General features: G+C 38.8%; 23 protein-coding genes and 2 tRNA genes. 15 read left to right on the top strand and 10 right to left on the bottom strand.

From position 1 onward, the window contains the following. Nucleotides 1-461: 461 nt before the first annotated feature. The 4 genes from idi to PR683_RS11965 form a co-directional block, all read right to left on the bottom strand. Entirely contained in the window at nt 462-983 is a 522-nt protein-coding gene (gene idi, locus PR683_RS11980; protein WP_004914838.1) for an isopentenyl-diphosphate Delta-isomerase, read from the bottom strand. A 145-nt stretch (nt 984-1,128) separates the two neighbouring features. Beyond that, the gene (gene narL, locus PR683_RS11975) at nt 1,129-1,785 is read right to left on the bottom strand and encodes a two-component system response regulator NarL (protein ID WP_004914835.1); all 657 of its coding nucleotides are present in this window, start codon (nt 1,783-1,785) and stop codon (nt 1,129-1,131) included. Between the two features lie 18 nt (nt 1,786-1,803). Beyond that, a complete protein-coding gene (gene narX, locus PR683_RS11970; protein WP_272581799.1) occupies nt 1,804-3,561 on the bottom strand; it encodes a nitrate/nitrite two-component system sensor histidine kinase NarX in 1,758 nt (585 codons plus the stop codon). A gap of 373 nt (nt 3,562-3,934) precedes the next feature. Beyond that, nucleotides 3,935-4,849: a DUF808 domain-containing protein gene (locus PR683_RS11965; RefSeq protein ID WP_109911823.1), complete on the bottom strand. Its 915-nt coding sequence runs from the start codon at nt 4,847-4,849 to the stop codon at nt 3,935-3,937. A 303-nt stretch (nt 4,850-5,152) separates the two neighbouring features. Here PR683_RS11965 and PR683_RS11960 point away from each other — a divergent pair, with 303 nt between their 5' ends. Next, nucleotides 5,153-6,139 carry a glycosyltransferase gene (locus PR683_RS11960; RefSeq protein ID WP_004914830.1) on the top strand — a complete coding sequence of 329 codons (987 nt, stop codon included), beginning with the start codon at nt 5,153-5,155 and terminating at the stop codon, nt 6,137-6,139. Nucleotides 6,140-6,182: 43 nt separating this feature from the next. Here the strand turns inward: PR683_RS11960 and uriH are convergent, their stop codons facing one another. Continuing rightward, nucleotides 6,183-7,127, bottom strand: coding sequence for a uridine-preferring nucleoside hydrolase UriH (uriH, locus tag PR683_RS11955; protein ID WP_004914829.1), 945 nt, complete (start codon nt 7,125-7,127; stop codon nt 6,183-6,185). Between the two features lie 265 nt (nt 7,128-7,392). On the opposite strand from uriH, the gene PR683_RS11950 reads away from it, so the two are divergent. From PR683_RS11950 to PR683_RS11935, 4 genes are all read left to right on the top strand, one after another. Next, on the top strand, nt 7,393-8,136 hold the full coding sequence (locus tag PR683_RS11950; RefSeq protein ID WP_109911824.1) for a helix-turn-helix transcriptional regulator: 744 nt from the start codon (nt 7,393-7,395) through the stop codon (nt 8,134-8,136). 340 nt (nt 8,137-8,476) lie between these two features. Then, nucleotides 8,477-9,781, top strand: coding sequence for an NAD(P)/FAD-dependent oxidoreductase (locus tag PR683_RS11945; protein WP_196719787.1), 1,305 nt, complete (start codon nt 8,477-8,479; stop codon nt 9,779-9,781). Nucleotides 9,782-9,830: 49 nt separating this feature from the next. Then, nucleotides 9,831-10,199 carry a cupin domain-containing protein gene (locus PR683_RS11940; RefSeq protein ID WP_109911826.1) on the top strand — a complete coding sequence of 123 codons (369 nt, stop codon included), beginning with the start codon at nt 9,831-9,833 and terminating at the stop codon, nt 10,197-10,199. 28 nt (nt 10,200-10,227) lie between these two features. After that, complete coding sequence (locus PR683_RS11935; protein WP_123382522.1) at nt 10,228-11,721, top strand: aldehyde dehydrogenase family protein; 1,494 nt, start codon at nt 10,228-10,230, stop codon at nt 11,719-11,721. A 145-nt stretch (nt 11,722-11,866) separates the two neighbouring features. On the opposite strand, the gene PR683_RS11930 is transcribed toward PR683_RS11935, so the two are convergent. Continuing rightward, a complete protein-coding gene (locus PR683_RS11930) occupies nt 11,867-12,529 on the bottom strand; it encodes a helix-turn-helix domain-containing protein (protein ID WP_109911828.1) in 663 nt (220 codons plus the stop codon). A gap of 397 nt (nt 12,530-12,926) precedes the next feature. Between PR683_RS11930 and PR683_RS11925 the strand changes: the two genes are divergently transcribed. From PR683_RS11925 to PR683_RS11900, 6 genes are all read left to right on the top strand, one after another. Further along, nucleotides 12,927-14,417 carry an APC family permease gene (locus PR683_RS11925; RefSeq protein ID WP_004914823.1) on the top strand — a complete coding sequence of 497 codons (1,491 nt, stop codon included), beginning with the start codon at nt 12,927-12,929 and terminating at the stop codon, nt 14,415-14,417. Then, the gene (locus PR683_RS11920) at nt 14,392-15,006 is read left to right on the top strand and encodes a DUF3156 family protein (protein WP_042851671.1); all 615 of its coding nucleotides are present in this window, start codon (nt 14,392-14,394) and stop codon (nt 15,004-15,006) included. The genes PR683_RS11925 and PR683_RS11920 overlap by 26 nt, the downstream gene beginning before the upstream one ends. Nucleotides 15,007-15,064: 58 nt before the next feature. Beyond that, nucleotides 15,065-16,633 (top strand): alpha/beta hydrolase-fold protein, encoded by a 1,569-nt coding sequence (locus PR683_RS11915; RefSeq protein WP_272581798.1) that lies wholly within the window; start codon nt 15,065-15,067, stop codon nt 16,631-16,633. Nucleotides 16,634-16,814: 181 nt separating this feature from the next. Continuing rightward, nucleotides 16,815-18,254 (top strand): alkaline phosphatase, encoded by a 1,440-nt coding sequence (phoA, locus tag PR683_RS11910; protein ID WP_004914820.1) that lies wholly within the window; start codon nt 16,815-16,817, stop codon nt 18,252-18,254. 206 nt (nt 18,255-18,460) lie between these two features. Beyond that, nucleotides 18,461-18,991 carry a GNAT family N-acetyltransferase gene (locus tag PR683_RS11905; RefSeq protein WP_117162881.1) on the top strand — a complete coding sequence of 177 codons (531 nt, stop codon included), beginning with the start codon at nt 18,461-18,463 and terminating at the stop codon, nt 18,989-18,991. A 118-nt stretch (nt 18,992-19,109) separates the two neighbouring features. Beyond that, nucleotides 19,110-19,364, top strand: coding sequence for a DUF1435 family protein (locus PR683_RS11900; RefSeq protein ID WP_115166586.1), 255 nt, complete (start codon nt 19,110-19,112; stop codon nt 19,362-19,364). Nucleotides 19,365-19,467: 103 nt separating this feature from the next. On the opposite strand, the gene PR683_RS11895 is transcribed toward PR683_RS11900, so the two are convergent. The 3 genes from PR683_RS11895 to rsmC form a co-directional block, all read right to left on the bottom strand. Further along, a tRNA-Leu gene (locus PR683_RS11895) sits at nt 19,468-19,553 on the bottom strand. Nucleotides 19,554-19,600: 47 nt separating this feature from the next. Continuing rightward, nucleotides 19,601-19,686 (bottom strand) — tRNA-Leu (locus PR683_RS11890). Nucleotides 19,687-19,881: 195 nt separating this feature from the next. After that, the gene (rsmC, locus tag PR683_RS11885) at nt 19,882-20,895 is read right to left on the bottom strand and encodes a 16S rRNA (guanine(1207)-N(2))-methyltransferase RsmC (protein ID WP_164528364.1); all 1,014 of its coding nucleotides are present in this window, start codon (nt 20,893-20,895) and stop codon (nt 19,882-19,884) included. A 133-nt stretch (nt 20,896-21,028) separates the two neighbouring features. Here rsmC and PR683_RS11880 point away from each other — a divergent pair, with 133 nt between their 5' ends. Both PR683_RS11880 and rimI read left to right on the top strand, forming a co-directional pair. Continuing rightward, nucleotides 21,029-21,439 carry a DNA polymerase III subunit psi gene (locus PR683_RS11880; RefSeq protein ID WP_004914814.1) on the top strand — a complete coding sequence of 137 codons (411 nt, stop codon included), beginning with the start codon at nt 21,029-21,031 and terminating at the stop codon, nt 21,437-21,439. Next, the gene (gene rimI / locus PR683_RS11875) at nt 21,408-21,860 is read left to right on the top strand and encodes a ribosomal protein S18-alanine N-acetyltransferase (protein ID WP_109911832.1); all 453 of its coding nucleotides are present in this window, start codon (nt 21,408-21,410) and stop codon (nt 21,858-21,860) included. Before PR683_RS11880 ends, rimI begins: the two co-directional genes overlap by 32 nt. An 86-nt stretch (nt 21,861-21,946) precedes the next feature. On the opposite strand, the gene PR683_RS11870 is transcribed toward rimI, so the two are convergent. Then, nucleotides 21,947-23,506, bottom strand: coding sequence for a BCCT family transporter (locus PR683_RS11870; protein WP_004914810.1), 1,560 nt, complete (start codon nt 23,504-23,506; stop codon nt 21,947-21,949). Between the two features lie 322 nt (nt 23,507-23,828). Here PR683_RS11870 and PR683_RS11865 point away from each other — a divergent pair, with 322 nt between their 5' ends. After that, nucleotides 23,829-24,956 (top strand): aromatic ring-hydroxylating oxygenase subunit alpha, encoded by a 1,128-nt coding sequence (locus PR683_RS11865; RefSeq protein WP_004914806.1) that lies wholly within the window; start codon nt 23,829-23,831, stop codon nt 24,954-24,956. Nucleotides 24,957-24,994: 38 nt separating this feature from the next. Beyond that, nucleotides 24,995-26,443 carry an NAD-dependent succinate-semialdehyde dehydrogenase gene (locus tag PR683_RS11860; protein ID WP_109911833.1) on the top strand — a complete coding sequence of 483 codons (1,449 nt, stop codon included), beginning with the start codon at nt 24,995-24,997 and terminating at the stop codon, nt 26,441-26,443. Nucleotides 26,444-26,445: the final 2 nt, after the last annotated feature.

The following is a 26,445-nucleotide window of genomic DNA, read 5'->3' as shown; positions in this document are numbered from 1 at the left end:
AGCTGCAAAGAGGATGGGGAGTTAAGAGGGAAGAATTAAATCAACGCGTTGCACTCTGAGTATTCAGGGGGGAATGCGATTGAGGGGATAAGGTAGTGAGTAATAGCTCACTTATTATAGGATTAAAAATATATCGGGTAAAAGAAGGAATAAAATATAGTGAATAAGGCCGCAGTAAGTTTTAAGTGATTACTTACTATAGAAATATACCAGTAAAGTTTATTAATAATGTAATTATATTCAATGAATAAATAATAATGACAATATTTAGTATTGAAAATAATTCAATGGAAAAGATTAGTTAGCCTACGTTGAGAATTGAGATTAAACTAGCACTATTTATTTATATGAAACTGATAATTAAATTATTTTCTCATCTATAATATATCTTTATGATATGTAATATTATATAAATTTTTTTATGATTTGAATGGTGTCTTAAAAATTAAAATATTACAAACTCATTTATTTAAAATATTTAATAAAGGAAATTCTTCCAATATTTTTTTAAACCATGGTGTAAATATTTCAGGCGTAAGAACGATCTCTTGTTTTAATTGAGGAAGACTTACCCACCGTATAGATGAAACTTCATCCCTATTTGGTTGAATATATTGGTTGTAATAACCAATAAAAATATGGTCATATTCATGTTCAATTAAGCCTCCCTGAACATCAGCTTTATAAATTAAGGAACCCACATATGTTAATGGGGTGACAAAGCCTAGCTCCTCTTGAAGCCTACGTTCAGCAGCTTTCTGAGTATCCTCATTAGGTTTAGGGTGACTACAGCAAGAATTTGCCCATTGCCCTGCTGAATGATATTTATGAAGTGCCCGTTGTTGAATTAATAGCTCATTTTGCTCATTAAAGATAAATACTGAAAATGCTCGATGTAGATAACCGAGTTGATGTGCCAATAATTTTGACATAACACCAACAGGTTCATCATGTTCATTAACTAAAATTAATTCATCTTCCATTTATACTATTTTCCATCATAAAAATTATTACACTAGTTTAGTATAATTAAAAATATAAGTTTGCATATTAGAGCTGTTTATTAGTTAACATGATTTTTTCAAAGCTCACAGCTATCATAAGCTTATATAGCTGTGAGATTAAAAATTATTTTTGTTGTAACACCCAAACAGCGGCTTCAACCCTTGATTTTAAATTGAGCTTTTTAAGTAAATGTTTAACATGTACTTTTACTGTGCTTTCTGCGATATCTAGTTTACGAGCTATCATTTTATTTGATAAGCCTTGTGATATCAGCTCTAGAATATCGGCTTCCCTTGGTGTTAATGAAGTTATATTATTATCATCCTGTGTGGTATTGTCTCTGAGTGATTCAGCAAGTACAGATGCTAATGTTGGGCTAACAACTAACTTACCGCTAGCGGCTTCTTTTAGGGCGACTATAAGCTCTTCAGGCTCCATATCTTTAAGCAAATAGCCATCAGCACCTCTTTTTAGTGCATTGACTAAATCATCACTATAATTAGAAACAGTAAAAAGAATAATCCTACCGGATAGTTCTCGCTTTCTAAGTTCATCAAGAGTTTCAAAACCATTCATTCCAGGCATGTTGAGATCCAGTAAAATAAGATCAGGATCTTGCTCTTCAGCGATCTGTATACCTGTTTTACCATCTCCTGCTTCACCGATAACTTGTAATGAAGATTCCAAACTAATCAATTGTTTGACTCCATTTCTTAGCATCGGATGATCATCAATAAGTAGAATGGTTGATTTTTCGTTTACTATATTTGTATTTTCCATAGATGATTTTCCGGTATGTTAAGCGTCAGATAAAGGAAAGGTAACTTTTACCTCTGTTCCACCTTGAGGCCTAGGTGTAATACAACAATTACCATTAAGGCTTAATGCTCTTTCTCTCATAATAATAAGCCCATAATGATTAAGTTTATCAGTGTTTGACGTGATCCCTGCACCATCGTCGATAATGGTAATAGTAACAATACCATCATACTGGTTTAATGAAACCTCAGCCGATGTTGCATTAGCATGTTTTAGAATATTAGTTAATGCTTCTCGGACGATTTGTATAATATGAATAGATTGGTGTGGTGAAATACTCTTTGCGGGTAGGTCGTAGTTTAAGGTTACTGTATACCCCATACGTTCGCTAAATTCATTAATGGTACTTTCTAATGAGGGAAGTAGGCCAGGTTCCATTAATTTAAGCCTAAATGTGGTTAATAGCTCTCTCAGTTGGCTATATGCGGTATTAATTTCGCTGCGCATTTCTGTTAAAAGCTGTTGAGGTTTTTCTGGTAATGGCTCAGGCTGTAATTGCAGATAGCTAATTTGCATTTTCAAACAAGATAAAGACTGAGCGATAGAGTCATGAAGTTCGCGTGCAATTGCAGAACGTTCATCCATGATAAGCAACTGTTGTTGTTGTTCTATTTGGTGCTCCATCGCGAGCATACCAGAGATTTGTTTTGCTAGAACAGAAACGAGGTTGTTTTGTTCGTCTGAAAGTATTTGATTATCTTCAATCTCACCAATAATAACGCCATAACGATGCATATTGTCTGATAAATCCCATTGTAAGCTGAGAGGTTTATCGATTGAAATTTGTTGTTTTAGCTTCGTTGTCTTTTCTTCAGATAATCCGGTTGAACGGCAACATATTTCATGAAAATAGGCTTCATTACTTTCTTCATACAACCGTAAACTTAGATTTTTGAGTATGGTAATGTTTTCTAGTTCAATAAGGACTTTTTGTAATCGCAAATAGAGGGGATCTGATGAATGAAGAATTTGGTTTGATTGATATAAATAAGATAACACTTTATTTTTTGTGATTAAATCTGCAGTTTTTTCTGCAACTCTTTCTTCAAGTTGATGATAGCTTAGCGCTAATTCATCTGACATTTGATTCAGCGTTTCTCCTAATGCGTTTAACTCATCTTGCCTATTATTTTTAGGGTAGCGTTGGCTAAAATCTTTTCGCCCAATCGCATTGACCATTGATAATAATTTAACCCATGGGTAATAAATTTTTCTTCTTAAGTGCCAGATGGTTCCCATAAGTAATAAGAATACTAAGCTAATAAAAATCAGTTGTGTCATAGCTACATAAGCAATCTTTCTTTCTGTTTTCTCATCAATATTATGAACCAATTCATCAAGTTTACTTACAAATGATATAACTTCGTACCTTGCATCGTTAGGCGTATTTGCTTCCATTAATGAAGGTCGTAAGATATGTAACCAGTAATTATAGAGCTCATCAAATTGAGGCGTTAAGCTTTCAATTTTTACAACTTGAGTCAGTTCTGGGCTAATGAGGTCAGATTCTAATGCGTCGAGATAACGCTGATTTTGAGTATTCAGAGGGACGAGAGAAAGCAACCTGTAGCTCTGCATTCGTAGTGAACCTGATTTATTTATTGCGTGAGCATTACCTTGTACACTTATAATCATTCGATTAGAAATCGTCATCCCAATAATTCCTAAGATCGCAATAAGTAGCATAAGGCCGATCACTTGGTTAATAATTGAAAATCGACGATACAGTGTGGGCATGTGTCACTTCCTTAAAGAGTCGCGCTAGCGAACTTAAAATGCATAGTTCTAGTATTGTTCATAAAGGGGCGAACATTAAATATACTACTTTGGTAGTAATTTTCTGGTGTTATAACAAAATAGAAAATAGAAAATAAAATTTCTCTTTAAGTTTTGTACTTTTATTTATTGATATATAAGATTAAATTTGGTTTAGTCTGGAATGGGGATACGTATTATAGCTTAAATTAAAGATGAATTTCCTTTGATTTAGATCAGTTTAAATATCGATGAAAATCAATGTGTAAAATAATATACACCGAAAAATGTTACTGAAAAACTATCGAATGGCAGGAAGAAAGATAGCTCTAATCGATAGAGCTATCTTTTTGTTTTAGGCTTTTTTAAATTTTTTGAATAGTGAGATTATCGAGACAAGGATTAGGCCGGTTACTAGCCCAAAACATAAATTAATTATAGTCGGTAAGACAAACTGCATAGTACTACCAATGATAGGTGTTAAGGTTGCGGTAAATGATATTTCGGTAATCCATTCTGAAATATAGCTGATACCGTGCGTTAGGATACCTCCACCGACCATAAACATCGCAGCTGTTCCTACAATAGATAATGTTTTCATGAGATAAGGAGTCGCATAAATTAAGGCATTACCACATTTTTTTAATAAAGAAGAGGTTTTCTTCTGTAAATAAAAGCCTAAGTCATCTAATTTCACAATACCTGCAACTAAGCCATACACACCGACAGTCATCACGATAGCAATGATAGAGAGTACGGCTACTTGGTTGATAAAAGAGGTAGTGGAAACAATGCCGAGTGTGATGGCAATAATTTCAGCTGATAAAACAAAATCGGTACGAATAGCTCCTTTGATTTTTTTACTTTCAAATTCCTTAAGTTCTTCTGCTGATAATTGCAATTGGTGTTGGGGAGTAGAATCTTTTGCATTAGAATGCAATAGCTTATGAGTGATTTTTTCTGCTCCTTCAAAACAAAGATAGGCTCCACCAATCATGAGTAGAGGTGTGATAGCCCAAGGGATAAACGCACTGATTAACAACGCTAAAGGAACAAGTATTAATTTATTAACAAATGACCCTTTAGCGACGGCCCAAACAACAGGAATTTCCCTCTCTGCACGAACGCCTGTGACTTGCTGGGCGTTTAGTGCGAGGTCATCACCTAAAACTCCGGATGTTTTTTTGGCAGCCATTTTTGTCATGACGGAAACATCGTCTAGTACAGCGGCAATATCATCAAGTAATGTGAGTAAGCTACTTCCAGCCACAAGAATATCCTCAATATTTTTTAAGGTGTCATTAATGTTTATTAGGTCAATTAATGGATAATTAGTTCATTACAATATAAATCATACTTACAAATAAGATAATTCCATTGCAGATTGATAAATCTGAATTTTAAATTATTAAATTTTTATGACAATGGAACCAATGTGATTTTTTCTTTTCTAACTTATTAATTTTAGTGAAGTAACATGAAGTGACATATTGCTATCTGCTACTTTGCTTTATATTTGGTTTAATTATTTAGCTTATGAATAATTTTTAATAGATTGGTATAGGGTTAATACATGTCTTCTCAGCCAGTTTTGAGTATTGTCGTTGCTGTATATAATGGTGAAAAATTTCTACCTCAGTTTTTTGATAGCTTAATCGCGCAAAAGTTAGAAAATTGGGAGTTGATCGTTGTTAATGATGGTTCTAAAGATAAAAGTGAAGACATCATTAAGTCTTACGCAGATAAATTTGTACATTTAAAAGTGCTTTATCAAGAGAACCAAGGCGTATCAGTTGCCCGTAATACGGGGATGGTAGAGGCTACGGGAAAATATATTACATTCCCTGATATTGACGATGAAATTAGCCCTCAAATGTATGGGCGTTTATTAGAAATAGCATTATCAAATGACCTCGATGTTGCAACCTGTAATGGAACTTATGTTTATACTAATGGTGATGCACCAAAGGCAATTTTCCCACCGAATAAAGTCCCGTCAACTGGGGTAATTTCAGGCCCTGAATGGCTTGAAATTGGCTTAAGTTCACGCAAGTTTCTGCATGTAACTTGGCTGAATTTATATCGTTTGGACATGTTGCGCCAACACAAATTTTTCTTTGAGCCTAAGTTACATCATCAAGACATTCCTTGGACGACGGAAGTCTTACTCGTGGCGAAGCGCGTGCAATTTATTAATGAACAATACTACCGATATTTAATCCATAACCAATCTGTTTCGCATTCATTAAGTGGTGATGAACGCTCTGTCCGCAAGATAAAAACGTATTTGAAGATTATTGATATGCTGCTAAATATTTACCAGCGTTATCCTGAACAAGTTAAACAGGCACCAGCTTGCTTATGGCAGGTAGGAAAGGAAGGTTTGGGGGTGATTCAAGCGCTATTAGCCATTAAATCACCCGATGTACAGAAGGAAATGGTACAACTATTTTTTGATAAGGGTTATTGGCAAATAGTGTGGGCGCATGCAACAACAGTAAAATTAAAATGGCGATTAATTAGACGCTACACTAAGTTAAAAGAAATTATCAAATCATAATCTTCTGAAAAGGTAGCTGTTTTTATAGGCTACCTTTTTGTTTTTATTTTTCTAGTTGCTTTAGAGAAGCAATAAACATATCCCATAACTGAGGGTTATTTAATGTTGTGGCGACTTGTGTGTGGCAATCTGCTTTAGCTGGATGGCGAAAGTCAGTCACTGTCATACCTGTTGTTAGAGCGCCTTGTAGCTCGATATCAATTGGAGCCTTAATCGTTTCCATTATGGATGGGTCGATAACATAAGCAACAGCGCATAGGTCGTGAACCGGGGCGTGGTCAGTATAGCCATTACGTCTACGGTAACCTGCCGTGTAGTAATTTAGAGATTCAACAACAAAGTCACTTACAGGTGTATTTAACGCTGCAATTGCTTCCATTATTTGGTCGTCTGGCCTTGCTTGGTGTGTAAGGTCTAACCCAATCATAGTGATAGGCCAAGTTTCATTAAACACGATATGAGCAGCTTCAGGGTCTATAAGGATATTGAATTCGGCGACTGCAGTACGGTTGCCCGTATGGTAGCCTCCTCCCATTAAAACAACTTCTTTTACTAATTCTACAATTTCAGGTGCTTTCCTCACGGCTAAAGCAATATTTGTGAGTCCTCCGATAGGTACGAGAGTAACCGTTTTAGAGGGATGTGACTTCAGCGTATCAATAATTAAGTCCACAGCGTGTCGTTGGTCAATAGGTAATTTGGGTTCAGGGAGGTGAGTGCCGTCCAGTCCTGTTGTTCCATGAACTTCTGGGGCAGTCTGTATTGTTCTCACTAATGGCCTAGAGCAACCAGCAGCGATAGGGATATCATTTGCACTAACGAATTCCATAATTGCGCGTGCATTATAAGTAACTTTGTCTAAAGTTTGGTTTCCGACAACCGTCGTTACCGCAAGTAACTCTACATTTGAATTGCCTAATGCTAAGAAAATTGCCATTGCATCATCATGGCCAGGGTCACAATCGATAATAATTTTATTGCTAGACATTATTTCTCCTTTTATTAGGTTATTTACTTTTAATTAACATAATATATGGATAAATTTATTTTTATGTGATGTAAGTTCTATTTTTATGAATACTAATGTAATGAAATTATTCATTAGGGTTACTAATATAGAGTGATGTGATTAACATATTAATAACAATCGTGTTGAGTTTATAAAGATAATGTGTTCTTTATGAAGTTTTAAGCAATATAAATGAAGCCGCCTAGAGGGGGTTTATTAATTAGTTAATAATTGTGGAGGCAGAATGGAGAACTATCTGGAAAAATTACCTGATGTCATTGATTCTGTTGCAACTAACCAGTTTTATCCTAATTTATTATCATGGTTATCTTCACTTATTGCATTCGATAATGCGATTGTTTACTCCTTTGAAAAAGGAGCTCCACCCCGATTTCTTTCCAAAGTAGAGCGCCGTAATAGCGATAGTATTAACAGAATCTATCAACGAGGTGCTTATTTAATGGATCCATTCTACCAAGAAATCCAAAAGGGAGGCGCTTCCAAAGTATTAACACTAAAAGAACTCGCACCTAAAGGATTTTATCATACAGATTATTATCTCAATTTTTATCGTAAGACAGGGTGGTGTGATGAAGCTGGGTTGTTATTAGATATTTCAACTGACAGGCAATTAGGCATTTTTTTTGGTAATGAAGATAGGCCTTTTTTCTCGGGAAAATATACGCAAGCGCCCCTTAAAGACGCCTTCGATATCATTCGTAGTATGGTGAAACTTCATAAAGATGTTTCTCCTTCTTCGGTGTCGAACCACCATCAAAATACTGATATGCAAACACGATTTGGGCTGACACCAAGAGAGTGTGAAGTTGTCGAATTAATCTTAGCAGGTAAAGGTTCACCACAAATTGCACAGATGCTTTTCATTAGTTTAGGAACAGTGAAAAATCATCGTAAAAATATCTATCAAAAACTAAATATTAATTCACAGGTTGAATTATTTAACTTATTAATGAATAGGTTAAGCTAAGTATAATGTGTTTTTATATTTATTTTAACCTAATGATTTAATAGCATTTTATAGCTTGTTATCTTTTTTATTGCTGCATTATTTTTTTTATTTTTGTCTAGATGATTTGTATGAACTAAAATTAAATTAATAATCATTATTATTAATATGAGAATGGTTTATTAATTATTTGATTTTTAGATTGTTTTTTTATTTTTTTAAAATTTTATTATTATTTAAATATTCTACTTGCGTCACAATTGTTAACTTTATGTTTCGAATGTCCCTAAAGGGCTATGTAATTGTTAATGTAAGGTTAAGATAATCGAGTTATCGAAAGATACTAAATAGGGTATCCATAATGAATAACCAAGTAGAATCATTGACTTACTATGCAGCAACTAAAAAGTATGACTTACGTTTTCCTACGCTAAAGGAAGATCTTGATGTTGATGTGGTGATTATTGGTGGTGGTTTTTCTGGGATCCATACTGCGCTTGAGCTGTGTGAGAAAGGGATTACCAATATCGCTATTTTGGAAGGACGGCACCTTGGCTACGGTGGTTCAGGGCGTAATGGCGGGCAAGTAATGGCGGGCATTGGCCATGATATCGATGCAATCAAAAAATATGTCGGGCCAGAGGGTTTAGAAACGATTTTTAAACTCAGTAATATGGGCGCAGGGATCATGCGTGATCGTATCGCTAAATATGATATTGATGCAGATTTTTGCCGTGGTTACGCATACTTAGGTAGTAATAAGCGCCAAGAAAAAACCTTACGCAGTTGGCTAAAAGATTTTAAGTCAGTTGATCCTGATGAAGAAATTGAGTTTTACAGTGGCTCAGAACTAAAACAGATTATTGGTTCTGATGCTTATACCTGTGGGATCAAACACATGGGTGGCGGTCATGTTCATTCATTGAATTTATTATTGGGTGAAGCGAAAGCGATTAGTGAAATATATGGCGCTAAAATATTTGAAAATAGCCAAGTATTAAATGTGGAATATGGTAATACCATCAAAGTCAGAACTGCGATGGGAACAGTTAAAGCACAGAAAATGCTGTGGGCTTGCGATTCATTTTTAAATGGCCTTGAGCCGACGATTTACCCTAAAACTATTAATACTTACGCATATCAATTAATGACGGAAGAGCTACCTGATGAATTAATCGAGCGAATTAGCCCAATTCGTGGTGCTTATAGTGATATTCGTCCTGTAATAGATTACTACCGGGTGACGAATGAGAATCGCCTATTATTTGGCAGTTCCACTCATTTTCTTGAATATATTCCGTCTGATCTTAAAGCATGGAATCGTAATTTAATGCTAAAAGTCTTTCCTTACCTCAAAGACGTCAAAATTGAATTAGCTTGGGGTGGACCAATGGCATGTAGTGCAAATTTATTTCCACAAATTGGTTCATTACCACAACACAAAAATGTGTTTTATGCACAGGGCTATTCAGGTTTTGGTGTTACGCCAAGCCAGATTGTGTGCAAAGTTCTTGCTGAAGGGATGGTGGAAGGTTCTCATCGTTATGACTTAATGAGTTCTATCCCGCACGCCAATATTATTGGTAAAGATAGTCTGCGTAATGTGATTGTTTCGTTGGCAAAAATAATGCATCAGACATCCGGTTATTGGCAAGGTCGTCGCTAATTCGTTATCCACCTAACTAGTTTATTAAAATCGATTAAAGGTAAAAATTATGATTAGTCCATTACTGTTAAACAAACCACTACCTGAGTTATTGAATGTTGGTAGCGTGACAAATTTAGGCTCTGTGGTTGTTGAAGGCGATCCTCAAGCGAGTGTTGCAATGATCCACGGTGAACCAACGGATAACCTGACCTGCGGTATTTTTGCTTGTACTAAAGGCAAGTTCAAAATGGTATATCCATTTGATGAAATGGCGACAGTCCACGAAGGTTCGGTGAAGTTAACGGATGTGAAAACCGGTGTGACGGTTGAATACCATAAAGGCGATACCTGGTTTGCCGCGAAAGGTACCGAAGTTTTATGGGAAATTGATACACCACGCTTCGTAAAACATTACTTAGCTTGTGTAAATGCCTAATTAATTTCTATTGAGTGGAGTGATAACAATGAGCGAGTTAACCCTATTACCAGAAGTCAGTGAGTTTTTGAAGCGTCAGCACGGTCATTTTATCAACGGGTTACCGGTTTCTGGCAAAGGCGATACTTTTTTTGATGTTGTTAACCCAGCCACTGAACAGGTTATTGCTAAAGTAAAAGAAGGAACTTTAGCGGAAGTTGATGCCGCAATGGATGCGGCTCATGCTGCATTTAAAGGAGTTTGGGCAAACACGACACCAATGGAAAGAGGGAATTGCTTAAACCGCCTTGCTGACTTGCTTGAAAAGCACCTTGAAGAATTAGCCCAGTTAGAGACGTTATGCTCAGGTAAAACCATTCAATTATCTCGTTTTCTTGAAGTGGGGTCATCTGCGCAGTTTTTGCGTTATTTTGCCGGTTGGGCGACTAAAATCAGCGGGGAAACATTGAATGTTTCATTGCCTTCTTTTAATGGTGAGAAATATTCTGCATTTACCCAGCGTGAACCTGTTGGTGTTGTGGCTGGTATTATTCCTTGGAACTTTTCTATTATGATTTCCATTTGGAAATTAGCGGCTGCTTTAACATGTGGCTGTACGATTGTGTTGAAACCAAGTGAATTTACTCCACTAACTATGCTAAGAGTGGTGGAATTGGCAAAAGAGGCGGGAATTCCTGACGGAGTAATTAATATCGTAAATGGTGGTGGTCGTGAAGTTGGGCCGGCACTGATTCATCATCCACTTTGTTCTAAAGTGACATTTACGGGGTCTGTACCGACTGGGCTGGCGGTAGGGCGTTCAGCAATGGAAGGTAAACTAACCCGAGTAACACTGGAGCTTGGTGGGAAAAATGGTGCTGCATTCTTAGCTGACCTTCCGGTTGAAAAAATTGTTAATGGGATTATTGAAGCGGGGTATCTAAATCAAGGGCAAATTTGCGCGGCTGCTGAGCGGTTCTATATTCCATCTAAATTGATGGATGAAGTATTAGCGCAACTAAAAACGCGTTTGTCTGCGATGAAAGTCGGTTCTCCATTGGATGAAACAACCGAGATGGGGCCGCTGGCCAATAAAGCGCATTACGAAAAAATCTTAGGTTTGTTTGAAAAAGCTCGCCAAGAGGGTAGTGAAATTATTTATGGTGGCCAACCCGTTGCAGGCGCTGGGTACTTTGTGCCTCCAACCATTATTCGTGCTAATAGCCCAGATGATGTATTGATGAAAGAGGAAACATTTGGGCCAATAGGGACTTTCTTGAGTTACGATGACGAAGAAGAACTTATTGAGATGATGAATAGCACTCCGTTTGGTTTAGCTGCGAGTTTATGGACAAATGATCTTAGTAAAGCAATGCGTATGATTTCACGCATTGAAGCGGGAACGGTATGGGTGAATATGCATACCTTCCTTGACCCCGCAGTGCCATTTGGTGGCATTAAGTCATCAGGTATTGGTCGTGAATTTGGTAGTGCCTTTATTGAGTATTACACAGAGTTAAAGTCTGTCATGGTGCGTTATTAGTGTTCAATTTATATTTAATTAATCAACATTTCCCGGCCATCGTGCCGGGTTTTTTATATTTGATAGATACTATGGCTTATTAATCAATTCAAAGACAAAGCTATTGTGGATGTTCATCCACGGCGGGTGGTCGTTAGATTTACTGTCATTTTTCTTGGTGAATGATAAACCCGGATGAAACAAGCTCGGTTCGGTTAGTCACATTTGCTTTAGTGAAGATATTGCGTAAGTGAGTCTTCACTGTTGATAGCGAAACCCCCAGTAATAATGCAATTCGCTTATTGCTCGCGCCTTCTCGTACTAAATGGATAATTTCTTGTTCTTTGGGGGTATAAGCCACTAAGGAATCAGGTAGTACATCAAATGTCATCAGCTCAGCGACAGGTAAAATAGTATTTAATCGCATGATTTCTTGTTGGCTAAATGGGCTGTCTCGCAGCACCGAAATCCCCGCAATAATTTTATTTTTACGACGAATAAATATTTCCGCCATATCAGTCATGTTATTTGGCTGCATAAAATCATGGAAAAAAGCTTGATTCTGCTGGCGTATTTCAGAATCCATTCTCACTAAGCGTAAATCATCGCTGCGAAAATGGTCAGGGTGTAAAGGATCTAATTGGTGAAAATAAGCGAGATACTCTTCATGCATTTTTGCCGGTATCCCGTGAAGAACGTAGTTATCTGGTTGGCAATGATCATTCACGAGGTAATACACCAATGCAGAAACCGGAATAATATGCGCAATGGTATTTAGGCAGCAATCAATCAATGTTTGTTGATGAGGCTCGAATAATGGTGAATTCATCATATTCCCTTGTGTACTAATCGAATTATTATCATGCCTCTTAATGAATTTAACATAAAATAAACATATTAATAACGTGAAGTTGATAGCAGTATTTAAAACTCATGAAAACCTCATGAATATTGATTTGCTGCTTTTTGGTATCTTTAGAAAGATATTTATTAATATATTAACAAGTGGTTTGTTTGTTACATATTGATATTACTTTAATTATTTTTTTTGTTTTTAAAAATATGGGTACTTTTCGCGAGCTATACTTTATTTCCCCTCTCTCTGGGTATCGTCCTTTAGAACGATAGCAGTGGATTTAAGCTTATTTCTATAGTGGATATGAAACCACTTTATTTTTACAAAAAATTCACATTAATAGCTAGGTAGAGAGTGAGAGGGAAGCAAGATGAATTTATCCTCAAAATTGTCGACACATTTAGAAAAAGGGAAAGTTGGCTTTCCGACCACCTTGGCGAGTTCTGCTGGTTTGATTATGGCCAGTCCTGTTATTTTAACCGTCACGAGTGGATTCGGCATCGGTGGCGATACGTTTGCCTTAGCGGTGCTACTCAGTTTCATCATGATGCAAGCTCAGTTAACTACATTTTCGGAGGCTGCGGCCATTCTACCAACGTCAGGCTCAGTATATGACTATATCTCTTGTGGGATGGGACGCTTTTGGGCGATAACAGGTGCGCTTTCGGCTTACTTGATTGTGCATGTGTTTGCAGGAACTGCCGAAACTATTCTGTCAGGGATTATGGCTCTCGTTAATTTTGAGCATCTCAACACGGTCTTAGAGACCAGTAACTCATCTTGGATGGTTGGTGTTGGGTTGGTTGTCACGTTTGGTATCTTAAATGCATTTGGTATTGAAGCCTTTGGTAAGGTCGAGGTTGTACTGACATTTGCCATGTGGTCCACGTTAGTAATTTTTAGTGTGAGTGGTTTGTTGTTGCCATTTCATGTGGATATGGACGGCTGGTTTGGTCAGCCACTCAATACGGACCCAACACTAATACTGAGCTTTGTTGGTATGGCAATGTTCATGTTTGTTGGTTGTGAGCTAGTAACCCCAATGGCTCCTGAAATTAAAAATTCCGCGAAAGTGATTCCCCGTGCGATGACAACAGGTTTATTTTGTGTCGCACTCTGTATGGTGTTATTCGGTGCAGCGCTAGCGAACCAAGTGGAAAATGTGGTCGTTGACCCGCTGACAGGTACGCGTTTACTTGAAACACCGATGGCAATCCCTGCATTCGCCGAAATTGTTATGGGTGAGTTTGGTAAATACTGGATAGGTATCGCGTTATTACTGGCTGGTGGAGCGACCATCAATACGTTAATGGCAGCGGTTCCTCGCATTCTTTATGGAATGGCTCTTGATGGGGCATTACCACGCATCTTTGCTTATTTGCACCCTCGTTTTAAAACTCCAGTATTCGGTATTTTAGTAGCTGTGATGATCCCATGTTTGCACGCTTTTGCTATTCAAGGCGACCTTGATCGTATCATTCCATTGGTACTGGCGGCGGTGTGTTCTTGGGGTACGGCTTACTTGCTGGTAACGATTTCAGTAGTGTTATTGCGTATTCGTCGACCTGACTTACATCGAGCCTATCGTTCGCCTTTTTTCCCTATACCGCAAATTATTTCGAGTGTCGGGATTATTTTAGCGATTGTGTATATCACTCCACCAGGCATGAATAAATCGGATATCTATATTCCTTTTGCCATTATGTTAGGTTTAACAGCCGGATATGCATTAATTTGGACCGTTTTTGTACAGAAAGTGAACCCATTTAAACCTGTGGATGTTGAATACGTTTTATCTAATTCCTTCGCTGATGAAGAAATGGAAGGAGGCCAACTTGAGCCATTACGTAACCTCGCCTAAACCGTCTTTGTGGAAGAAAATCGGTAAGTTTACCCAGCAACGTTTGCCTGCCGGATATCAAACAGGATTGACTCTTAACCGTGTTGAGAAGGACATGGCGCCTTATCCATGTGAGTGGGGGGCACCCGGAGTGCTTCATGTGCAGCCTCAACCCGAATTAACGATTGAGGTGACTGAACGGCCAAGAAAATTGTTTCTCGCTTTTATTGTGTATAGCCGTTTTGCGGTATCTGGCCAATGTACAGATAGTATCAATGCAAAAATTGAAGTAAAAACCCGTGGGACTATAAAGAAGAAGCATATCCATTTTGTTTCGAAGCAGATGGATGGGCAGAAAGTTATTGAATGGCTGAATGAGTACCCAATTATTAGGCAAACATTAGAAGAGCTGGAATTTAATCATTGCGAGATAGAGTTTAGCCGAGGTCGTTGGCGTTGTGAAATTGAGCCTTACACGGCATCAGAAATGGTGAGCCGCATTCCCGCGACTCGCCGTTATTTGAGATTAATAAAAAAACAACGCTATTATTTATTGAGTGCGCTGCAGTTAATTAACCAACTGGTGGAAAAACGTGCTGTGAGCCATTGAGTTTAAAAGAGTTTTTTGATAGTAATAATTATTATCAATTGACTCACTGGAATTTGATGTGAAATCTTTGCCTCTTTTAGGTTGTATGTTGTTTTCTTCTGCGGTGATGGCAACACACGCTGACTGTATACGTTTATCTGAGCTTTCCTTTGCTGAAGGGGTACATGATAGCGAAGGTCATAGCTGCTTATCTTTTGAAGTATCGCAGCAAGATTTTATAAAACAACGCGGTGAAGGTCTTTCCAAGGTTCTATTATTGGATTCCAATAAACAGCCAGTGCGTGCATTGCATGAGTACGGTTCAGTACAAGAACCTCATAATGCGGATTATTTAGTATCAAAAAATGGGGTTTATTATTTAGCGTTGAATGGTGAGCCGGGTAAACCTTGGCAATTAAAGTTTGATGTCACCCAGTACCAGCCTTTAGCCATTAAAAAGGATAATGAACCGGTTACTCCTAAGCTGCAAAGTTTATTGGATGAATATTATCAAAATGGTGATACAAGCGCATTTTGGCAAGCCGTTGCCGCGCAAGGAACGCCACTGGTTGAAGATTTTTCAAATAGACAAAAACGGGTGACATTCCTTTGGCGTGGCGCGAAAGCAAACGCCTATATTTTAGGTGCGCCGTCAGGTAATCACGAAAGAATGGCCCATTTGGCGGGAACGGATATTTGGTATCGTTCTTTTATCATCCCTAATGATACGTTATCGCAATATAAAATTGCACCAGATATCCCTTCTGTACCGGAAGGCGGTTTTGCTCAACGTAAAGCAATTCTAGTCACCGCGCAGTCTGACCCATATAATTCTCACGTTATTCCTTCCCTAAATGTCGATAAATATAACCGTTTTTCGTTGTTATCATTGGCACCGAACATACGCCAGTGTCACTTTCCTGATGTAGAAAATCGGCAGATTAAAGGCCGTTTAGAGACTTTTACGTTGGTGAGTCAAATATTAAAAAACGAAAGAAAAATAACGGTTTATCAGCCTAATGTACCAATGGAATCACCGGCGTTATTGTTGCTATTGGATGGGCAAATTTACCTGCAAAACTATCAAATGGAGAAATTCTTTGATAAGTGGATGAATCAGGGGAGTTTTCCAGCTATGAATATTATATTTGTTGATAGCATAAATTCAGAGCGTCGTGGGGATGAGCTTCCCCCAAATGATGCCTTTCCTAAGTTGCTGGCAGATGAGCTTATGCCTCAATTAGCACAAATGGGAATTCAAGCGCCTGCAAGCCATACGATTATTGCGGGTTCCAGTTATGGTGGGATTGGCGCGACATGGAATGCATTACAACATCCTGAAATCTTCGGTAATGTTATCAGTATGTCAGGATCTTATTGGTGGGCTCCAAAAGATAAAGACCCTGAGTGGTTAATTCGTGAAATCGAAATTATACCAACGCAACCTATCCGTTTTTTCCTTGAGGCCGGCTTATTCGAACAACGCGGTAGTTGGGGGGGAATTATTCAGAACCACTACCGATTACTGGATGTTCTAAAACACAAAGGTTATCAAGTTGATGCTATTGAGTTACCTAGCGGGCACGACTATGTTTCTTGGTGTGAAACGCTTTATGAGGGAACAAATCAACTTGTGTCACAATGGTAAATAGCCATAACACTGATTCACAACAAGCAGCTTATATTTAGCTGCTTTTTCACATTTATGACAAACGTCTTCATTTCGCCATAAAAGCGTCATTCAACTGTCATCTAGCTCCTTTAGCATGCCTGTCATTATTTGAAATACACATTTTCTCTTTTTATTATTGATTGGCAAGGAAACAGTTATGACTGGTAATTTTATGAAATCCCTTTTAGCTGTCACGGTAAGTACTTTAATTTTAGGAAGTGCAGTCCCTGCCTACGCGGCTGATAAAAATGATGCGGTGTCAGAAAACCGTGCGGCACAAGGTGATATCACAAAATTTGGTGGTGCGCGTCGTTTAGCGACAGAGCAAACTGATATCATGAAAGCGGCACTTCACAATGGCCAAGCCAAAAATGTGATTCTGTTTATTGGTGATGGTATGGGTGACTCAGAGATAACCGTTGCCCGTAACTATGCAGAAGGTGCTTCAGGGTTCTTTAAAGGAATCGATGCCTTGCCAATTACAGGCCAATATACCCATTATGCGTTAGATAAGAAAACCCAAAAACCAGACTATGTGACTGACTCTGCAGCGTCTGCCACGGCGTGGTCTTCTGGTGTAAAAACCTACAATGGCGCATTAGGGATTGATGTATTTGGCAACGATCATGAGACATTAATTGAGATAGCTAAACGTAATGGTAAAGCGACGGGTAACGTCACAACCTCTGAGATTCAAGACGCTACGCCAGCTGCACAGTTTTCGCATGTGAGTGCGCGTAAATGTTATGGCCCTGAGGAAACAGCAGAAAAATGTGCGGCTAACGCGCTAGAAAATGGCGGTCGAGGTTCAATTTCAGAGCAACTGTTGGTAACTCGCCCAGATGTCACCCTTGGTGGTGGAGCTAAGAGCTTCAAGCAAGAAGCAAAGGCGGGTGACTACAAAGGTAAAACGTTGGAGCAACAGGCGATTGAGCGTGGGTATAATATTGTGCGTGACGCTAAGTCATTAGACAGCATTACTGTTGCAAATCAAGATAAACCTGTTCTGGGCTTATTCCATGATGGCAACATGACTGTTGCATGGGAAGGCCCGAAAGCAGTTCATTACGGTAATATCAACAATGCGCCGTTAGAATGTAAACCGAATGCTAAGTTAGACCCGAATGCACCAACATTGGCTCAAATGACGAAAAAAGCGATTGAGCTGTTAGAAGTCAACCCAAATGGTTTCTTCTTGCAGGTTGAAAGTGCTTCTATCGATAAGCAAGACCATAAAGCAAACCCATGTGGTCAAATTGGTGAAACTGTCGCTCTCGACCAAGCTGTACAAGTCGGCTTAGATTTCGCTAAAAAACATGGTGATACATTAGTTATCGTGACCGCTGACCATTCACATTCAAGCCAAATTATTCCTGAAGGCACTAAGTCAACGGGTTTAACGCAGGCGTTGATTACTAAAGACGGTTCTGTGATGGTGGTAAATTACGGTAACTCTGAAGAAGATGATTCTCAAGAGCACACGGGTGCTCAGTTACGTGTGGCGGCTTATGGTCCACATGCGGCAAACGTAATGGGTCTGACTGACCAAACTGATTTGTTCTTTACCATGCGCGATGCAATGGGATTGAAGCAATAAACCAACCCTGTAGTAAAAATTCTCCGCAATAGGATGTTGCGGGGAGTTTTTTTATTTCTAGCCCTTTTTTTTCTTATTTTTCAACCATGCCTCAATGAACGTACTAAACATTTGCACTTCTTTCTTTATTCATTATCTTGATAAATTGATTTATTAAATAACAATAAATGTGCTTATTCATAGGCACGAATAATGAGAATGACATTATGAGAGAAGTTCGCGAACTGCAACGAGAGGAAATCCCATCTGTTTGGTCTATCGACCGCACTGAATTAATTGAAAACCTTTATCTATATCGAAATGGTGAGTTGGTGCTATCCAAGCAGCGGTTTGATATGAAAGGTTGGCCAGAAGGCGAACCTGAAGCTTATACCCCTCATTTGTTGGAAAGTTATGACCAAGGAGCGGTATTTCTTGGTATTTTTGAGCAGGGCAAGCTAATTGCTGCCGCAAGTTTAGATAATGTGTGGCGCGGCGAACAAAAAAATTTACTGCAATTGTCTTTCCTGCATGTGAGCCACTCACATCGTGGTAAAGGTTTAGCAGGGATGTTATTCCAACAATGCGCTGAAATGGCGATACAAAAAGGTGCAAAAGGCTTATATATTTCTGCGACACCTTCAGAAAATACGGTGCACTTTTATCAACATCTCGGTTGTTCCTTAATTGCCCAGCCTGACCCTGAATTATTTGCATTGGAGCCCGAAGATATTCATTTTATTTATCTATTTTCGTAAGTTTGTATTTTGTAAAATAAGTGTTAATTTATAGCGTGGTGAAATAAAAAAGCATTGAAATTTACTAGAAACTAGATATGATTGATAATCATTATCATTTAAGGGTGTTGAGGTCACTATGCCAACTAGCATATCAAAAACCACAGGTTTAAGGCGAATAGGTGCTGGCCTTTGGGGTGTTTTTGCTGTGATATTGCTGAGCATTGCTTATATACTCAATAATATGGGCTTAGATAATCTAAAAATCATTATGATTACCATGATGGTAGCAACCGCTGGGATGCTATTTAATCGCGGTTCTCGTCGTTTATTGATTGTCCCCGCAGTTATTTCACTCGCATGTTTTATGATGGCCTTTGTTCTACAAAGTTAGTTCTATAATCAGTAAGTAACAGAACAAAATAGAGAATTAGGGCAGCGCTAGTCGTACAAGGAAGGTCAAAATGGGCAGGGTGTTATAAACAATGACTGACCAGTGGTGCGAAAGGGGGGACTTGAACCCCCACGTCCGAAGGACACTAACACCTGAAGCTAGCGCGTCTACCAATTCCGCCACCCTCGCAATACTGTCTCGTCAATACTAAATTATTGTGGTTTATACAAAGTTAGTGGTGCGAAAGGGGGGACTTGAACCCCCACGTCCATAGGACACTAACACCTGAAGCTAGCGCGTCTACCAATTCCGCCACCCTCGCAATACCTAACTAAACTTTGATTCATCAATGCTTCTAACCAGCAATAATGTGGTGCGGATTTTAGGCTAATTTCGACGAACGTCAATAATTTTTTTATGAAGTATTTTTCGATTGATGAAAAAATGGCCGGTAAAGGATCACCAGCCAATGAGTAGTATGATAAATTGTGCTTTAGTTAAATTATTAGCGATTAAATTAACGCTTAACTGCTTGGTAAACTTTAAATTTTCCTGTTTTGGCAAGTACTTCATGACTACCAAAAGCTTTATCAAGTAAATCAGGGTATGGTAAGAAGGCATTAGCTACGATGCGCAAACGTCCACCTTTTTTCAGGTATTTAGGGGCTTGGTAAATCATATTTTCAACCGCACGATAACTGGTATTTAGGCCATCATGGAATGGTGGATTTGAAATAATCCAATCAAATTTATCGTTAATATCAGAGTAAGCATCACTTGCGATGACTTTACCGACCAGTTTATTGGCCTCAAGAGTGGATGCTGCGGAATCAAGCGCAGATGCACTGACATCACTTAAGGTGAGTTTGATCTCTGGGTTTTGTGAGCCGATCACCGCAGCGATCACGCCATTGCCACAGGCGAGATCAAGCAGATCACCGCTCATTGGGTCAGTTAGCGTGGACAATAGTAGATCACTACCGATATCCAGCTCATTATGGCTAAATACCCCAGGTAATGCATTAATTCTAACATTATCAATTTGATAATGACGCCACCAGCGAGCAATATCAAAGGTTGTGGGTTGTTCTAATTCACCATAGTACAAGCCACAACGGCGTGCAGAGTCGATTTTTTGTAAGTTAGCGATCCCTTCCATAATAGATTCGGCGCTTTTAACACCACTGCGATTCTCGCCGACGATAAAAATTTGGCTACCTGCAGCAAGGTGAGTGCAAAGGTCATCGAGTTGGAAGCAGGCTTCTTGCTTGTTTTTTTGCCAAAAATAAATGAGAGTATCGCAAGGCTGGATAAATTCTGCTGGGGTTATGGCAGAGAATAACGCCATATCACCCATTAACGGTTGTAAGCGTTGCCAGTGATGATACTGGTTGGTGATGACGCGAACACTAGCTGCTTCTAAGGTTGCAGCGAGCTCATCCTGAATGTCACCAGCCAAAATGACATGACGATCTATAAAATGTTCGAGATGGCGTTGAATAACTTCGCTGGCAGGTGTCAGTAATGACATATTCTGTCAATCTCCTAAAATAATAAAAAAACCGATGACATCTTACCAAAGATAAGAGAAATAGCATTGCTCTGTTGGCGCTATTAATCCCCTTTGATAAGATGTGGTTGTAAAATTGCGACTGGAAAATCAAATGACACGACGTGACAGGCTTTTAGAACAAATGGGGATCACTCAATGGATGGTGAGAAATCCTGCTGTGTTACGTGGTGAACGTGGTGTAAGGATCCCAGCGTCGACTAAGCTTATTATTATTACTGATGAGAACCTTGATTTAAATAGCCAATTGCTAAAAGATGTTTTTCTTTCCATGAATATTGCACAGGACGATGTGGTTTGTGTCAATTCAGAGCAATTAGGTTTAATCCCAACACCAATAATAACACCATGTTGGGTATTAGGTGATGAAATCCAGCCTGAAGGTTCAAAAGTCATGTTTACTTCACCTGTTTTGTCTGAGCTAAGTACAAGCTGTAGCGCTAAACGGGCACTATGGAAACAAATTTATCAATATGATGAAAATTTCAACACTAAAGCAATCTGATCTTGCAACTGCGTACTTAATTGAGAAGTTAAGCCATGACTTTCCATGGACTGAGCGAGTTTTTTATGGAAATCAAGGGGAAAAGTATCATAACTTAAAAATTTCTGTTAATAATCAAATTATTGGTTATGCGATAACACAATGTGTTCTTGATGAGGCGACCCTATTCAATATTGCTCTCCACCCTGATTACCAAGGGAAAGGGTATGGCCGCTTGTTGCTAGAAGAGCTTATCAAGGAACTCATAAAGAAAGGCATTCTCACATTATGGTTAGAAGTGAGAGAATCAAATGCATCTGCTTTGCATCTATACGATAAGCTAGGTTTTCACCAAGTAACGGTACGTAAAGATTACTACCCTGCCAAAAAAGGCCGAGAAGATGCTTTAGTACTTGCTTTAACTCTATTTTCCGATGAATAAATTTAAGTAATAAATAATTTATTACTAATATAATTAAAACCCCAATATGTTGTCAGACATACTGGGGTTTGTGCTTTTAGTGACGATTATTTTTCAATTTCAGGAAGAATAGGTTTACTAATTATTTGGATATTATCTTTTAACTCTTTTTTGGCTGCAGCTTGTGCATTGACTTCTTCATTGAGGCCTTTATAGGTGGAGTAACACATAATTAGCATCATGATGGATAATGGCACCGCCATAGCAACCAGTGCGGATTGCAAACCTGATAATCCACCTGTCATAATTAGCACGATCGCGATTGCTGCAATAATGACTCCCCAAATGGTTTTAGTGACATGAGAAGGATTTGGGTTCCCATTTTCGCTGACCATTCCCAGTACAAATACCGCTGAGTTAGCAGAAGTAATAAAGAAAATCAGCACTAAGGCAATGGCTAAAACACTAATAAATGTTGATGCAGGGAAATAGTCTAAGAACTTAAACAATGCGGATGTGACATCGGTTTTTACGGCATCAGCCAGTGCTGTTTGGCCTAGATTTTGAATAAGATGGATTGCTGACCCACCCATGACTGCAAACCAAGCAAAAGCACTTAATACAGGAATAAATACTGCGCCAATCATAAATTCTTTGATTGTTCTTCCTTTCGATATACGAGCCACAAAGCTGCCAACTAGCGGTGCCCATGCTATCCACCAACCAAAGTAAAACAGTGTCCAGTTAGCAATCCAAGTACCGTCATTATAGGGTTCAGTGCGAAATGACATGCTGACAAAATTTTGGACGTAGTCTCCAATGCCTTGGAATAAGACTTTTAAGATAGTTTGGGTTGGGCCAGATAGAAAGATAAATGCCATCAATCCTAGAGCAAGTATGATATTTAAGTTTGATAGGTGTTTTATTGCCCCTTGTAGCCCGGAAATTGTCGAAGCAACATAAACAACAGTAATGATAGCAATCAAACCAATTTGTACATAAATACTAATGGGCAATCCCCATAAGTAATTCATACCACTGTTAACTTGTAGTGTACCAAAACCTAATGATGTGGCGATACCAATAACGACGGATAACATCACCAATATATTGATCCATTTCCCGACAGAGCCGTAGATCCGATCCCCAATTAAGGGATAGAAAACAGAACTAAGTGACGACGGGAGCTTTTTCCTAAATTGGAAATAGCCCAAAGCCACGCCGACGAGTGCATAACACGCCCATGCGGAAACCCCCCAGTGTAGATAGACATATTGCATGGCTGCTTTGGCCGACTGTTCTGTTGAACCTTGACCAACTGGTGGGCTGATATAATAGGAAACAGGCTCTGCCACTCCCCAGAACATCAAACTGATACCAATTGAGGCACTGAATAACATCGCAATCCAAGTGACTGTGCTGTATTCCGGCTTATCATTGTCATCACCAAGACGTATGTGACCAAATTTGGAAAATCCAAGAAACATACAAAAGCTGAAAAAGATAAAAACGGAACCTAGGATAAACCAACCTAGATTGTTATAGATAAAACTTAAGGCGGAATGTGAAAAAGCTTCCAGTTTATCAGGAATAAATGCCCCAAAACTGATTAACGCCAGACTAAAGGCTAGCGACACGTAAAATACGGATTTTTTGTGATTCATCATACCTCTTCTCCAGTTGCTCACTTATTTTTTTCTTTTATGAGAGTTGGCTTGCAGGGAATACTCGTTTTGTTTTTAAGGGTACTTTTTTGTTAAATGCTACTTTTGGTTTACAGAGAATAGCCATGCAAAGATTACGTAGTCAACAAGTAATTAACTAATTATTAACAGTTGCAATAATTATTGTTAATGCAATTCATTGTTATAAAACAAATAAATGTTATTGATTAAATTTTTATCAATATTTCATTTGATCATTAATGCGATCTGCATTAACATTCCTGAAAAAGATGTTAACTATAAGTTTACATAAGTGAGGGCAATTATGAGCAATGCAGCTAAAGTCATTTCGATTAATGATCACCTTGATATTGATAACGCATGGACAATCCCTGCTCGTTATTACACGTCTAATGATGTTTTTGAGTATGAAAAAGAAAAAATATTTGCTAATTCATGGGTTTGTGTCGCTCATGTTAGTGAGGTAAAAGAAAAAAATTCGTATATCACTCGTGAGCTCATTGGCGAAAGCCTCGTGATTGTTCGTGGTCGTGATGATGTATTGCGTGGTTTTTATAATGTCTGCCCGCACCGTGGACACCAGTTGATCAGCGGTGAAAGTGGTAAAGTCAAAAATGTGATTACTTGCCCTTACCATGCGTGGGCATTCAAGTTAGATGGTCAACTAGCACATGCGACCAATTGTGAGAATGTGAACAATTTTGAAGCAGATGCAATGTCATTGAGTAGCTTCCATGTTATTGAACATGCAGGGTTTATCTATGTAAATATGACAGTTGGTGAACCACAACCTATTGAAGAGCAGCTTCCAGGCTTAGCCGAAAAAATGCAAGAAGCATGTGCGGTGATTAGCGATTTAAAATTGGCTGCACGTTTTGTTAGTCATACACCAGCCAATTGGAAAACCATCGTTGATAACTATATTGAGTGTTATCACTGTCCAACTAACCATGTGAGCTTTGCAAGTTCCGTAGATGTTAACGTATACGAACACCAATTATTGGATAATTGGACTGTTCAAATTGGTAAAGCAAAACCCTCTGAGTCCTCTTATCAGTTTGATGAATCTGTTTTAGACCCTCGTTTCTTTGGTTTTTGGATTTGGCCAAGCACCATGTTCAATATGCCTCCTGGCGGGGATTTCATGACGGTGATTTATGAGTTTCCAGTGAACGCAGGGGAAACCTTGCAGCACTATGATATTTATTTCCTCAATGAAGAACTGACTGAATATCAGAAAAACTTAGTTGAATGGTATCGTACCGTATTCCGCCCAGAAGATCTGCGCTTGGTGGAAAGTGTACAAAAAGGATTGCGATCACGAGGTTACCGAGGCCAAGGGCGCATTATGGCTGACAGACAGCGTAGTGGAATTAGTGAACATGGTGTTGCCCATTTCCACAAAATTGTTGCTGGCGCACACACTGAGTAATCACGTTATCCATAAAAAAACAAAAGGAGAAGTCACAAATGCATCATTTAACTCACCCTGCGCTATTTCGTCAGTCATGCTACATCAATGGGCAATGGGTTGATTCAGATAAAAAAATCCCTGTGACTAATCCTGTTGACCAATCTGTGCTGGGAACAATTCCCAGCCTGTCAGTCACCCAAGTGGATGACGCTATTGAACAAGCGCATGTCGCAATGGAAGATTGGAGTAAGCTTACTGCTAAAGCGCGTTCTATCATTTTACGCCACTGGTTTGAGCTGATTGAAGCCCATGTTGATGATCTTGGGCGTTTAATGACTCTTGAACAAGGTAAGCCGTTGCATGAGGCAAAAGGTGAAATTCGCTATGCGGCTTCCTTTATTGAATGGTTTGCGGAGGAGGGGAAACGTGTTTATGGGGAAACCATCCCTCAAACGGTGGGAAGTAACCGTCTTTCGACAATCAAGCAGCCGATCGGTGTTTGCAGTGCGATTACTCCGTGGAATTTTCCCGCAGCGATGATCACTCGTAAAGCGGCTCCAGCACTGGCTGCGGGTTGTAGTATTATCATCAAGCCAGCGACTGAAACGCCTTTTACGGCACTTGCCCTCGCTCAGTTGGCCGATGAAGCGGGCATTCCCGCAGGGATATTCAATATCATTACTGGGGATTCTCGTGTTTTAGGTGAACGTCTAACTAAACATGAGCTTATTAGTAAGTTTTCATTCACCGGTTCAACGCAAGTTGGCCGAGTATTGTCTGAGCAGTGTGCATCGACAATTAAAAAAACATCACTCGAACTGGGGGGAAATGCGCCTTTTATTGTTTTTGATGATGCAGATATTGATAAAGCGGTAAAAAGTGCGGTGCAAGCGAAGTTTCGTAATGGCGGGCAAACCTGTGTTTGTGTGAACCGTTTTTATCTTCAAGATGCTATTTTCGATGAATTTCAGTCCAAGTTCGTTGCAGAAGTCGCCAAATTGCAAGTCGGTAATGGCCTTGAAATAGGAACGGATATTGGGCCTATGATAACAACACGTGCCATTGATGGTATGAATGAGTTACTGCAAGATGCACTCGCGAAAGGGGCACACCAATTAACCTTAGGTAGCGAAGTGGCGGAGTATGGCAATTTCTTTAATCCAAAAGTTCTTGTTGATGTTGATGACTCAATGAGGATTGTTCATGAAGAAATCTTTGGTCCTATTGCAACATTGATTCGTTTTAGTGATGAAAATGAAGTGATTGCTCGTGCCAATAATACGATTTATGGCTTAGCGGCTTATTTCTTTTCTCGTGATGTTAGCCGTGTTTACCGCGTTGCTGAAAAACTGCAAAGTGGCATGGTCGGTATCAATACAGGCTTAATTTCTAATGAAGTTGCTCCTTTTGGAGGAGTAAAACAATCAGGTTTAGGAAAAGAAGGCTCTCGATATGGCATTGAGGATTATTTAAGTACTAAGTATCTGTGTTTAGATATTGAATAATG

This window comes from Providencia sp. PROV269, assembly GCF_028477785.1.
GTDB lineage: Bacteria > Pseudomonadota > Gammaproteobacteria > Enterobacterales > Enterobacteriaceae > Providencia > Providencia rettgeri.
Note: the sequence above shows the minus strand (reverse complement) of the source record. Positions and strands in the feature narration are given on the sequence as shown.